Here is an 11,648-nt window from a genome sequence, read left to right as displayed (position 1 = left end):
TGGTCAGGCCGCCGCCTCTTCACGGAGACGGGTCGGTGGTACGATGGTCTCGACCTTGCCATCTGCGACGTCATAGACCACTCCCGAGACCATGAAGCCCGCGGGAAGGTTGGGGTTGGCCTTCAGCGCCGCAACATCCAGGCGGACTGCTTCATACGGGTCGTCGATCGCCATCTGCTCGAGTTCCTGCGTAGTCACGTTGAGGTGCTTCGCGAGAAGTTCAGGCGCGTGCTTGTGGGCCGGGATTATGCCGCAATCGGTGTGGTGCAGCACGATCAGATTCCAGCCATCGCCGATCGGCTTGCCGGCGACGCCAGCGACGGTCCTGAGGATCGCCATTGTCTCCAACAGCGCCGTGTTGATGCGTCCGCCGACGTTACGGATAACGACAGCCTCACCCGTCTTGAGATCGAACAGGTCGGCCGGGTCGACGCGCGGATCGACGCAGCCAATGATGACCGTCTTCTCATAGGGAAGCATCTTGAGCCCTTCGACGAAGCCGCTCGAGGCAAATCCCTCGTTCCGTCCGGTGATCGTTTCAAGAAAGTCCATTTGAGTCTCCATGTTTTCAGGCACTGGCAGATGGTGTGTGGCGGGTAATGTCGGACGTCGAGCCGTCGAATTGCAGGCGCGGGCGGGCTTAGGCCTGCTTCGTTCAGCCCGTTCGACGTGACCGCACTACGAGGAAAATGCGAGGTCGGGTTTGGGCGGACGCAGGCAGCGGTAGCGAGGTTGCCATCACAGCAGGGTTGGGCCGCAGGCCGCACCCTTCACCTGGACGGCCCCTGCGCGAACGGGGATGCGCCTTTGTCGGCGCAATATCTCCTATCATCGTTAATCCTTCGCCACAAAAGCCCGTCCAGTTTCGTGATTGTCGCTAGCCGGAGGAAACACCGCGCCTATTGTGGTCCATCAGGTGTGGGACAGGCCATTATACGGGCGTATCAAAATCGAGCGTCGCCGATGCCTTGCAGATGACTTTTCGAGGTCAGAAAGAACCGTTGAGGTCTGAAGGCTTCGGCTTGAGGCCCTGCTCAATCATCTCGAGTAGATGGTCGGCAACGAATGGCTTTTCGAGAAATCCAAGAGCGCCCGCAGCAAGCGCCCGTTCTCGCAAGATTTCACCGTCGTGGGCGCTCATGACCAGCGCTGGAATCAAATCACCGGAATTACGGAGTATTCGAATCAGCTCGATTCCATCGATCCCGCCCAGGTTGTAATCCGTAAGCAAAAGATCAGGAGGGGCCTCGCAAGTGCGGGCCAGGAATGCCTCGGCGGACGAGAATTGTACGACCAAATATCCGGCGGAGCGGACAAGATTGTCCAATGCGTTCCGCAGATAATCGTCGTCATCGACGATTGCTATGCTTTTTTGGCTCAAGACAATTCCGATCGCGTGAGAGTGAGCCGGAATAAATTGCCGGAGCCGCGCGCTGGAGAGGGGCCGGCCTCCACGACTGGCGCTCGATACAGCTGCGCGGCGCTAAAGAGAGAGGGCAGCTGTAGGTCGCCGAACGCAAAGCACAGTCCCTTCAAACTGTCGGACACCCACATCTCCCGCGTTCTTTTTGCGCTTCTATTCAGAATTTCGGGGCTCACGCCACGATACGGCTGTATAGTCGGTTGGAGGCGCAGGATGGATGTTGGGCGGTAGCTCGCGGCAAGATTGCGTCCGGAATGGGGGCGCCGATTTAGCCCTTTAGCAGGATCCGCGAGTGCGGCTGTCCGATGTTCGCTGACGCTCTTCCAACCCAATTAGCTTCAGTTCGGACCGAGGCGAGCCATCCCGGCGGTGGAGCGTGTCGATGGCACATCACTCGATCGGCCGCGATTCGATGCCCCCTCCCTCCGTAGAACACTCGAACGATCACGGTCGGCTGCCTTCGAAGATTTTTTGAAATCGAAAGTGTGGGTTTGGTCCGGAGTTGCGTTTCTGGGTGTCGAGGAGGCCTGGTGTCGAGGAGGCCTGGTGTGTCCCAGTCCAATTTGGAGGCCGCTTGAAATGGGGACGGACCGTGGGTGTGTCACTGCGCTGACGGACGCGTCGGGGGCAGGCCCATGCCGGGCTTCTACCGGGATTCATCCGCGCGAGCGCGCGTCGCGACGGTGTCCAGCACGGGTGGTGCGCTAGTCGTGGCGTCGCTTGGTGGGCCCCTCCGCTGCTCCGGGCCGCTCCTTGCGTTTGCCGGCGCGCTGGGATCGACAATACCGATTCGGCGTCCTACTCTTGGCCTGGGCCTGATCTCGGAAAGCCTGAATAGAAGCTTCATGCTATGCCCCGTCGCTCGCTCCAATTCATGGATCGAGCTCCGTGGAGCCATAGAGAATGATTGCCGTTGGACTGACCAGACCGAAGATTCTCTGCTTGTGACCGATGACCGGGGAGCGGACGAGGAACTCGGCATTCGGATGGCCGCGCTTCGGCCTGCGCTGACGCGGTTCTTCATGCGCTCGGTAAAGAATCACGCAGATGTCGAGGATCTGGTGCAGGAGGTTTTCCTCCGGATCGTGCGGCGTGGTTCGTTCGACACCTATGCCGGGTTTGCCAGCTATGCGCTACAGGCCGCGGCCAGCGCCCTCAAGGACAGGAACCGGAGGCGGGTCGTTCGCCTCTTCGCGCAACACGTCTCGTTCGATCCAGAGGTCCACGGAGGAGAGTTGCCTGGGCTCGAGCGGGAACTCTTGTCGCGGGACGAGCTTCGCTCGACCAGCGTGGCGCTGGCCCAATTGCCCGAGCGGACTCGGTCTGTCTTCTCGCTCCGGCGGCTCGACGGCCTATCCTTCGCCGAAATATCACAGCGCCTCGGCATATCGGTAAGTGCCGCTGAGAAACATATGCTCCGCGCAACCCGACATCTCATGGCCGCGACCCGAGACGCTTCATGAGCGCCGAGCGTCCCTGCGCTGGCATCGACGCCGAGGTGGCCGAATGGCTTGTCGCGCATGATCGCGGGCTGAACGCTGACGAGGATGCGCGTTTCAGGGAATGGATCGCCGATTCCGTCGCCAATCGCGAAGGCTGGGCTCGCGGGCAGGCGATGTGGGCGGATTTCGACCGCGCGCCCGACCCACTGCTCTCCTCAATTCGAGACGAGGCGCGATCCCTGGGCCGGCCTGTCTGGCGATCCCTGTCGTTTCAAGGAGTTGCCGTGGCTGCGAGCATCATCCTCTGTATCAGTTTTCTCCTTTGGGGGCAGATTGGTACGATCGCTCCCAACAATGGGCCAAATATCACCGCGGCGCCCCAAGTGACGCGATATTCCTCGGACACCCAGCGTCGGGAGGTGATGCTGCCAGACGGCAGCCGCGTCATGCTCGACGCCCGGTCAAAGATTTCCTTCGCGCAAGTGGGCAGCCGCCGCGAGGTCGCCCTTCTTGACGGCCAGGCCTATTTCCAGGTGGCGCATGATGTGACCCGTCCGTTCGTTGTTTCGACAGAGGGTCACACCGTGACGGCTACGGGAACCGCATTTGGAGTGTCTTTGATAGCGAGTAGGCTCTCCGTCGTGCTCGAAGAAGGTTCGGTGGTCGTTTCATCGCTGGCGAACGGCACGAGCCATGCTCTTTCGCCCGGGCAAGCTTTCACCGTTTCGGCTAGTGGCGAAGAGAAAGTCGCGAGCGCAGACGTCGATACGGCGCTGGCCTGGCGATCGGGCTATCTTGAACTGCACAACATGACGATCGCGGAGGCGGTCGAGCGAATGAATCACTATGTCGAAAGGCCGGTAACCGTCGGTGACGCCCAGGCTGGCGCGCTGCGCGTCTCTGGACAGTTCCGGACTGACGATCCCGGTCGTTTCGTAGACACGATTGCCGAACTCTATCCCGTTCGGGTCCGCCGTAATGCGCGCGGTGGTCTCGAAATAGTTTCGTCACGGAATCGTGGCGTTTAATGAAGGATGCTGTCAGCATCTTCATCGGCCAGCCGGTCGGCCACAGAAAGGGAGGAACCTATGATGCAACCTTCCAGCCTTTCGTTGATCGCGAACCTTCAGCGGCGATCGACAGCGGAAATGGAGGCGCTGAAAATTGCCGGTGATCCAGCGTCGCGGACCTGGATCACCTCGCTTCATCTGGCCGCTTGCAGAAGGTGGCTGTCTCATGAACCGCCGCGTCTGGTGGAAGCGGAGGCAACGTTGCACCTGCTTCACGGAATCGTAGCTTCACTGGAGGACGCCTCGTCAGACGAGGACGGGGCTGCAGGCTTGGCGGACTGTCCTCTGCCCGTGATCCGGCCCGAGGAGACGTCACCGATAATGTGGCGGCTCATGGAATCACTGGAACGGTCGCTTACCACCAGGATTAACAACGCGGAGAGATGACCGTGCGGACCGCAAGATGTGCACGGCCCCGGGGAAAGTGTCCGTAAGTCTTGGCCCGTCCCTAGCTATGAGATGCTCAGGCGCCAGATACTTCGATCGCAATCGCGGTGGCCTCGCCGCCTCCTATGCACAGCGATGCAATCCCGCGTTTGAGGCCGGCGCCGCGGAGACCGTGAACTAGAGTCACGATCAGCCTTGCGCCGGTCGCACCAATTGGGTGGCCGACCGCGCAGGCTCCGCCGTGAATGTTGATGATTTCGGTGGTGATGCCGAGCTCTATCGCTGCCACCATTGGTACGACCGCAAAGGCCTCGTTGATCTCGAACAGGTCGACATCGGCAATGCCCCAGCCAATTTTCGCGAGAAGCTTGCGGATCGCAGGTGCGGGAGCGGTGGTGTACCACTCGGGGGCTTGGCTGTGCGTGGCGTGGCCGATTATCGCGGCCAGGATTGGGAAACCCGCCTGTTCTGCCGTCGACCGACGCATCAACACCAGCGCCGCCGCACCATCTGCGTTCGCAGACGCGCTTGCGGCGGTAATCGTCCCGTCTGGTCGAAACGCCGGCTTGAGCAGCGGAATCTTCTCGGGTGACACCTTGAGCGGATGCTCGTCATTCTCGACCAGCCGCGATCCGCCTTTGACGGGCACCTCGACAGAAACGATCTCGGGGCGGAAGGATCCTTTGTCGATTGCCGCGCGAGCGCGGTTCAGAGTCTCGATTGCATAAGCATCCTGGTCTGCGCGCGTGAGGCTATAGGCGGCGGCTGCCGCCTCGCCAAAGTCGCCCATTGGGCGACCCTTGTCATAGGCGTCCTCAAGCCCGTCGAGCATCATGTGATCGAGCAGTTCACCGGATCCGGCACGGTACCCAGTGCGGGCCTTGGCCAGCATATAGGGCGCGTTCGACATCGACTCCATGCCACCGGTGACGACGATCTCGGCGGCCCCGGCGACGAGAAGATCGTGACCCAGCATCGTCGCCTTCATGCCCGACCCACAGACCTTGTTGATCGTGGTGGCGCCGGTGCCGTCGGGCAATCCGGCCGCCCGGGCAGCCTGGCGGGCCGGAGCCTGCCCCTGCCCTGCCGGCAGCACACATCCCATAAGCACCTCGCTGATCTGGCCTGCCGCGACACCGGCACGCTCGACTGCCGCCTTGATGACCTGAGCGCCGAGCTGGGGCGATGCGATCGGGGAGAGGTCACCCAGAAACTGGCCTAGTGGCGTGCGGACCGCTGCGGCGATGACGATGGGATCGTGAGCGGGCAAGACGTCTCTCCTTCAGAGGGTGGATTGGCCCCTGTCCTCCTTCAAACGCTACTTCGCTGAAAGCGGCAACAGGCGTCCGAGCGGCAGGAGCGGACCGAGCGGCGTCAGCTCGAAGGTCATCATTCCGGCCTGACCGAGCGGCAGAGCCTCGAGCAGCGCGTGGGCTTCTTCGACGCTCGTCACGTTGAGCAGGAACACGACGCCCGTCTGGTCCGGCTTGGCATACCAGTCGGCGATCTTGCCGTTAAGGTAGAGTTGGAGCGTCGCGGGCACCTCATGGGCCAAAACCGCCGGTAGCTTGTCCGGTGTGGCCTTCTCTGTCAGCTTTCCGACCGCGAGGATTCGGGTGATCAACTGCGGTTTGGCGGCATCCTGCGGCTGGGCTGCCGGCGCCGCCTGAGCAAGTGCCGGCGCGGCGGCGCAAGCGGTGAGCAAGGCCACGGCCGCGAACGCGAGGATGTTTCGTCGGCTCATGCCAGCATCTCCTTGGCGACGGCTTCGGGCATGTCGGACTGCAGCCAGTGGCCCGCCGGGAGCAGCGTCAGCCTCGCGTTCTTGAAATGTGACGCCCGGTCGCGGCCGACCTCAGTCGTGATGTAGGGGTCGAATTCGCCCCAGATGACCTTCACTGGCATTGTCAGGCCGCCAAGTTCGGGAAGCCTCTCGGTGTTGCGGGCCAGTTCAGGGAAAAACTGCGCGACGAGTTGCACGAAGGCCGGACCGCTGCTCGGTTGCTGAATAAAGTTGTCGGCGATCAGCTGGCCGATCTCACGCCTGAATCCGGCTGCCTGCTCCGGCGGCTGGAGGACGGTGAACCTGGTCTGCTGCCAGCCAAGCAGCCAGCCGAACTGCGCCGGGTCCGTTGCAAACGCCATCGCCAGCGCAGACAGGCTCTCGGTCGCAAAGAGCGTAATAAGCTCCGGCCAGAGGATAGGCTTGGCATCGTCATAGCCGGAATTGAGGATGACGAGTTCCGCGACCTTGTCGGGATTGTCGAGCGCGAAGTTGATGCCGGTCGGCCCCGAGGAATCATGCGCGACGGGGACGATCGCCCCGAGGTCGAGCTGGGATATGACGGCCTCGAGATCGTCGCTTTGGTCGGCAAACGTGTAAGTTGCGCCAGCGGGCTTGTCGGACTTGCCGAACCCTAGGAAGTCGAACGTCACGACCCGGCGGCCGGCGGCCACAAGGTGAGGCACTAGAGCATCATAGATGCCGAGGTGGTCAGGGAAGCCGTGCATCATGACGAAAGCCGGACCAGCGCCGGCATAGTCGCGCGCATAGAGCTTGCCCTGTTCTCGCGTGATCAGGTGCTCGGTGAATGCTTGGGTATCGGTCATGGCTGCTGCTCGCGCCTTTCAGGATGGACGGGCAACGAACCGCCGCCGTACCCGCAAGATCGCCGCCCGGTTCGGTTCGCTCAATTATACGCGCGTATCGAAGTATTTTGGCCTACCTCGCGGGGGCCGGATTGCCCGATTACACCCAGATATAATTGCGCGAGCGCTTACCAGGAATTCAACAGGTGGGCGTTCATCAACCTTGGTCCCGGCCCCTGTGCGGCCGCGGCCCCTTTGCGGAGCACCGGTAGCGATGCACATCGACCCACAACCGACTTCGATGTCTTCGTCGCTTGATCGAGTGATCTTCACGAGCGATCTACCCTATCGGGAACTGGTGCCCGCGTTCGAGGCCCAACTCGGGCGTTATGATCACCCGATCGGGGAACAGCTGGTGCGCGACCAAGCCACATGGTCCGATGCGGAAGCGACAATCGGCCGGATGCAGGGACCTCACGGGATGATGATCTTCTTCCGAATCGATCTTGGGCCGACGGCGTCGCTCAAGGGCCAGCGACGCGAATGCACACTCTACCTGATCGGCAATCCGTTGATCGCGACCCAGATCGTCGCCCATGACATCCGCGCTGGTCTGCTCGTGCCCTTCGGCGTGCAGATCTATTCGGACGGCGGGAACGCAATGATCTCCTATAATCGGCCGTCTTCGGCTCTGGCCAGCCTCGGCAATGCGGAGATCGACAAGATCGGCCAAGGCCTTGACGCCAAGATCGAGACGGTAATCAAGGCAATCGTCTGACCCGCTTGCGACGCTTGGGATCTGCCGGATCCCGCCTGGCGTAGTTGTCACAACCGATCAGGCGACTGAAACAATAGCTTGGCGGCAGCGAGATAGGATCGGCCAATCCGAATTGCTGTGTCGTCGGCGAGCGTCGCTTGCCAGGCGCCCAGGCCGTTATGGCCGAGCCGCCTGATGAAGTCGCGCCGAACGATCGTCGAGCGGCGCAACCGGATGAAATGAGCGGGGTCCAGCGCCTTCTCCAGCGCGGTTATGGTCTGGTGGAGCATGTAGCTGCGGCGACCGATATGCAGCCGCATATAGTCCCGCTCTGCCTCGAGGGCCGCGCCGATGTCGTGGGGCAGGCCAGTCGCGCTCGTCCCGGTCCAGCGAGACGCCGGCAGGCTGGCCTGGATCGGCCGACTGCATGCAGCGGCCTGCACGAAGTGGCTCGCTTTGGAAAACCTGCACGAAGCCATGCGATCGCTGCGCAGCCTCTCCGCGATCGCCAATCTTGCTTCGGGCCGGTGCGCCGATCTGATCGAAGGAGAACCTACCGGCCGAGAGCGTAAAGGTTCAGACAGCCTTGGAACGATGTCGGCGGCCAAAATCGAGCGCAAGCTCAGCGACCTTAAGGGCAAAATCGCTCTCCTGATCGATAGTCCTGCCGGCGTCTGAACGGCGTCTCGCGACCAAGCTCGCCAACCGTCGGCCGTCATGGGGCTAATAGGGCAAGCGGTTACGGTTTGCCGCGTTGGCGTTTCTTCACCATTATACGAAGGTGTAATTTGGGAGGCGGGCGACGTTGAGTGGCGATCGACCGTTTTAATCGAATTGCGCCGCGAGCCAATGATTGACAGGCGTCGACTGGCGTCAGCTAGAGACGAATGTTGTCGGCCTCCGGAAGTCGGCGACAGCTATCGCAAAGTTCAGCAGCTAGGGTCTTCCGCACGCGACTGCTTGTTCCGGCGCCTCGAATCCAGGCCGGCACCCAGCGATAGCGATCAGGACGCGCTGCATCCATCAGGACGATGATTGCCGAAATTTGTTCAGGTGAGAGCCCCGCCTCGGCCGCCTTTGCGAGGGTCTCCCCCATTGCCTCGGCGGGGGCAAAGCGCAACGAGACCACTAGCCGCCGGAGTGCCTCGAGTCGCGCATTGGCGAGGCCCGGAGCTGGCTTCGTGAAGAGCGATGAGACAGTCCAGAACCAACCTTCGCGCGGCATGATACTGAAGCGGTCATCGTGTTGCCCAAGTGCGATCACTTGCCGCTCGAGCGCATTGAACAAACCGGTAAATTCGGCGGAAATCTGCGGCGCGCGGCATTTGGCGGCTGGCGCCACGAAGCATGTATCTCCGTCGAGGAACATGTCTCTCTCCCGCAATTGCTCACAACCGCTGCGACAAAGGCGCGCGCAGGGACAGAAAGTAACCGGGGCCAACTTGGGATAAATTTGCTGGAAGACGCAATTATACGGTAATATCGCCCAAACGCGCTCCGTGCGCTTTCCTGCGATACACAGCAGAATTGTCTGAGCTAGCCAGTGATTCCCCGTACACGCACGTATAATTGTTGAGAGTGCGGGCCGGGACCATAGTTGGCCAAGCTCGCTCCGGCACCGTTCAACAAGAAATGGATCGAGGCGGCTGGAGGTCAGCAGCGTTGGTTTGGCCGGGTCGACCTGGCCTGCTCTTTGTCTGCGTTGCTCTCCGAAATTGTACGGCTTCGGCGATCACTCCCCCGCCCCCCCTCGTGATCGTCGATGGTGTCGCGGCCGGGCCACTCCCAGCCCAGCCTACGGGATACTGGCGCACCCGCCCCGGTCGCCAGGTCCGGCCGCGGCACCTATTGTCAATCTGCCGAAGTGCATGGGGGACTCGAGGAGCAGTCGCTCCGAGCGAATGGTCCAAACAGATTCAGGCTGCCGGAATAATTTTCCTCACGCTTTCCTGTTGCCGTCCGGCGCGCGCGAGAGAGATTCCTTGATGATGTCGAGGAACCCATCTTCATCAAAGGGCTTCCTGATGCAAGTGACGGCGCCGGCGGCGCGCGCTTCGATCTCGACTTCGGCGAGGGATTGAGCGGTCATGATAATAACCGGCGCGACACAGCCACTAGCGCGTATCGACGAGGTCAGCTCCGCACCATTGGCACCGGGCATTCGATAGTCGGTGAGCACAAGGTCGTATTGCCCTGGGGAAATGCCATCCATTATGTGTTCCGCGTCTTCGAAAAGCTCGACGTCATAGCCAGCCGAGCGCAACAGATTGCCGAGCGCGAGGCGTAATGGCTCATCATCGTCAACGATCGCGATCAGGGGCGTCTCTCGCAACGCGGACTCCTTTGTGCTGCCGCCGTCGCTTTTCCGATAGGGAACGTGAGACGCATCGAACGTACACCCGATTTTGACGGTTGGCGCCACAGAAGACAACATCGAATGCCGCCGCCGCGATACGCCCGTATAATCCTTCGCGGGTCATTGCGATGCTAGGTTCCCCCCGACTGTGGGTACGGATGAACGACCAGACACCTCTGGCCTTCCGGATCCAACCATCGATCGAGAGATCATTCGGAGGGTTCATGTACGACGTCGCGATCATTGGTGCCGGCTCGGGCGGGTACAGTGCCGCGATCAGAGCCGGACAATTAGGCATGAAGGTCGCGTGCATCGAGGGAAGCCCGCACCTTGGCGGTACATGCCTCAACATTGGGTGCATGCCGTCCAAGGCGTTGCTTCACGCATCGGAACTCTATGAAGATGCGCGCCTTGAGTTCGCGAATCTTGGCATTGACGTCCAGCCGAAGCTCAATCTCGAACAGATGATGGCTCAAAAGGCCGATTCCGTTTCCAAGCTCATCAAAGGCGTTGAGTTCCTGTTCCGGAAGAACCACGTGGAGTGGATAAAGGGATGGGCAAGCTTCGCCGCCCCCGGGCAGCTCGACATCCGCCACCTCGACGGCACCACTGGCCGGCTGGAGGCGCGTCACGTAGTTATTGCGACGGGCTCGGTTCCAGTCGACATTCCTGGCGTCTGCGTCGACCATAAGACCATCGTCACCTCGACCGAGGCGTTATCGTTCAGCGAAGTTCCGCGCCGCCTCGCGATCATCGGCGCCGGCGTGATAGGCCTTGAGCTCGGTTCCGTCTGGCGCCGGCTCGGCAGCGAGGTGATTGTCCTAGAATACCAGGACAGGGTTCTGCCTGAGGTGGATTCAGAAATCGCGACAACCTTTGGAAAGCTCATCGCCAGACAGGGAGTGCAACTCAGGCTCGGGGTACGAGTGTCTGGTGCGGTGACGACGGCGAACGGTGCGACGGTCGAGTTCGGACCGCGTGATGGCAGTGCGGTCGAGCAGCTGGAATGCGACAAGGTGCTCGTCGCGGTTGGGCGCCGGCCGTTCACCAACGGTTTGAAGCTAGAGACGATTGGCCTCAAGACAGGTCCTCGCGGCTTCATTCAAAACGACGCCTATCGGACCGGAATTCCGAATGTCTGGGTGATAGGCGACGTCACGAACGGCCCGATGCTTGCGCACCGGGCCGAGGACGACGCGATCGCATGCATCGAGTCTATCGCCGGCATGGTAGACGGAACCGATCACCAGATCATTCCCAATGTTGTTTATACGAAGCCGGAGATCGCCACGATCGGCGCGACCGAGGACCATCTCAAGGCGACGGGCGTGGCTTATCGCGCCGGGCGCTTCCAGTTCATGGCAAACAGCCGCGCGCGTATCAACCATGAGACGGCCGGCCTCGTGAAGGTGCTCACCGACGAGAAAACTGACCGAATCCTAGGCGTGCACATGGTTGGACCATCGGTTAGCGAGTTCATCGCCGAAGCGGCTGTCGCGATGGCGATGGGCGCTACGTCCGAGGATGTCGCCTACACTGCCCATCCCCACCCGACCCGTTCGGAAGCCTTCCGGCAAGCCTCGATGGACGTGACGGGCTGGGCGATGCAGGCGTGACAGGGCCC

The 11,648-nt window shown here is 61.4% G+C and carries 13 protein-coding genes and 1 pseudogene; 6 read left to right on the top strand and 8 right to left on the bottom strand.

Annotated elements, in window-relative coordinates:
* Nucleotides 1–3 precede the first annotated feature (3 nt).
* Together SAMIE_RS02900 and SAMIE_RS02895 are read right to left on the bottom strand one after the other, a co-directional pair.
* Entirely contained in the window at nucleotides 4–552 is a 549-nt protein-coding gene (locus tag SAMIE_RS02900; RefSeq protein WP_066697750.1) for a carbonic anhydrase, read from the bottom strand.
* A gap of 436 nt (nucleotides 553–988) precedes the next feature.
* Entirely contained in the window at nucleotides 989–1,381 is a 393-nt protein-coding gene (locus SAMIE_RS02895) for a response regulator (protein ID WP_066697753.1), read from the bottom strand.
* Between the two features lie 986 nt (nucleotides 1,382–2,367).
* On the opposite strand from SAMIE_RS02895, the gene SAMIE_RS23270 reads away from it, so the two are divergent.
* Genes SAMIE_RS23270 through SAMIE_RS23265 form a run of 3 tightly spaced genes read left to right on the top strand, consistent with a single transcriptional unit; the run spans nucleotide 2,368 to nucleotide 4,039 of the window.
* Nucleotides 2,368–2,886: an RNA polymerase sigma factor gene (locus tag SAMIE_RS23270; RefSeq protein ID WP_162849024.1), complete on the top strand. Its 519-nt coding sequence runs from the start codon at nucleotides 2,368–2,370 to the stop codon at nucleotides 2,884–2,886.
* Nucleotides 2,883–3,893 carry a FecR family protein gene (locus SAMIE_RS02885; RefSeq protein ID WP_066697756.1) on the top strand — a complete coding sequence of 337 codons (1,011 nt, stop codon included), beginning with the start codon at nucleotides 2,883–2,885 and terminating at the stop codon, nucleotides 3,891–3,893. The genes SAMIE_RS23270 and SAMIE_RS02885 overlap by 4 nt, the downstream gene beginning before the upstream one ends.
* Nucleotides 3,893–4,039: a hypothetical protein gene (locus tag SAMIE_RS23265; protein WP_157077753.1), complete on the top strand. Its 147-nt coding sequence runs from the start codon at nucleotides 3,893–3,895 to the stop codon at nucleotides 4,037–4,039. Before SAMIE_RS02885 ends, SAMIE_RS23265 begins: the two co-directional genes overlap by 1 nt.
* A 359-nt stretch (nucleotides 4,040–4,398) precedes the next feature.
* Here SAMIE_RS23265 and SAMIE_RS02880 read toward each other — a convergent pair whose 3' ends face one another.
* Genes SAMIE_RS02880 through SAMIE_RS02870 form a run of 3 tightly spaced genes read right to left on the bottom strand, consistent with a single transcriptional unit; the run spans nucleotide 4,399 to nucleotide 6,932 of the window.
* Nucleotides 4,399–5,592, bottom strand: coding sequence for an acetyl-CoA C-acyltransferase (locus tag SAMIE_RS02880; RefSeq protein WP_066697760.1), 1,194 nt, complete (start codon nucleotides 5,590–5,592; stop codon nucleotides 4,399–4,401).
* Nucleotides 5,593–5,640: 48 nt separating this feature from the next.
* Nucleotides 5,641–6,066 carry a muconolactone Delta-isomerase family protein gene (locus SAMIE_RS02875; RefSeq protein ID WP_083952382.1) on the bottom strand — a complete coding sequence of 142 codons (426 nt, stop codon included), beginning with the start codon at nucleotides 6,064–6,066 and terminating at the stop codon, nucleotides 5,641–5,643.
* Nucleotides 6,063–6,932, bottom strand: a complete 870-nt coding sequence (locus SAMIE_RS02870) for an alpha/beta fold hydrolase (protein WP_066697762.1) — start codon at nucleotides 6,930–6,932, stop codon at nucleotides 6,063–6,065. The genes SAMIE_RS02875 and SAMIE_RS02870 overlap by 4 nt, the downstream gene beginning before the upstream one ends.
* Before the next feature lie 280 nt (nucleotides 6,933–7,212).
* Between SAMIE_RS02870 and SAMIE_RS23260 the strand changes: the two genes are divergently transcribed.
* Nucleotides 7,213–7,689 carry a DUF302 domain-containing protein gene (locus SAMIE_RS23260; RefSeq protein ID WP_232037356.1) on the top strand — a complete coding sequence of 159 codons (477 nt, stop codon included), beginning with the start codon at nucleotides 7,213–7,215 and terminating at the stop codon, nucleotides 7,687–7,689.
* A gap of 47 nt (nucleotides 7,690–7,736) precedes the next feature.
* Here SAMIE_RS23260 and SAMIE_RS23705 read toward each other — a convergent pair.
* Nucleotides 7,737–8,009: pseudogene (locus SAMIE_RS23705) on the bottom strand (LytTR family DNA-binding domain-containing protein); the annotation flags it as partial.
* Between the two features lie 115 nt (nucleotides 8,010–8,124).
* On the opposite strand from SAMIE_RS23705, the gene SAMIE_RS23700 reads away from it, so the two are divergent.
* Nucleotides 8,125–8,346 (top strand): hypothetical protein, encoded by a 222-nt coding sequence (locus tag SAMIE_RS23700; protein ID WP_066697777.1) that lies wholly within the window; start codon nucleotides 8,125–8,127, stop codon nucleotides 8,344–8,346.
* A gap of 199 nt (nucleotides 8,347–8,545) precedes the next feature.
* On the opposite strand, the gene SAMIE_RS02855 is transcribed toward SAMIE_RS23700, so the two are convergent.
* Together SAMIE_RS02855 and SAMIE_RS02850 are read right to left on the bottom strand one after the other, a co-directional pair.
* Nucleotides 8,546–9,037: a hypothetical protein gene (locus SAMIE_RS02855; protein ID WP_066697783.1), complete on the bottom strand. Its 492-nt coding sequence runs from the start codon at nucleotides 9,035–9,037 to the stop codon at nucleotides 8,546–8,548.
* A 570-nt stretch (nucleotides 9,038–9,607) separates the two neighbouring features.
* Nucleotides 9,608–10,102 (bottom strand): response regulator, encoded by a 495-nt coding sequence (locus tag SAMIE_RS02850; RefSeq protein ID WP_066697786.1) that lies wholly within the window; start codon nucleotides 10,100–10,102, stop codon nucleotides 9,608–9,610.
* An 80-nt stretch (nucleotides 10,103–10,182) separates the two neighbouring features.
* Here SAMIE_RS02850 and lpdA point away from each other — a divergent pair, with 80 nt between their 5' ends.
* Entirely contained in the window at nucleotides 10,183–11,640 is a 1,458-nt protein-coding gene (gene lpdA / locus SAMIE_RS02845; protein ID WP_197724660.1) for a dihydrolipoyl dehydrogenase, read from the top strand.
* Nucleotides 11,641–11,648: the final 8 nt, after the last annotated feature.

Origin of the sequence: Sphingobium amiense, from assembly GCF_003967075.1 — a bacterium.
GTDB lineage: Bacteria > Pseudomonadota > Alphaproteobacteria > Sphingomonadales > Sphingomonadaceae > Sphingobium > Sphingobium amiense.
This window is presented reverse-complemented; position numbering and strand designations above follow the sequence as displayed.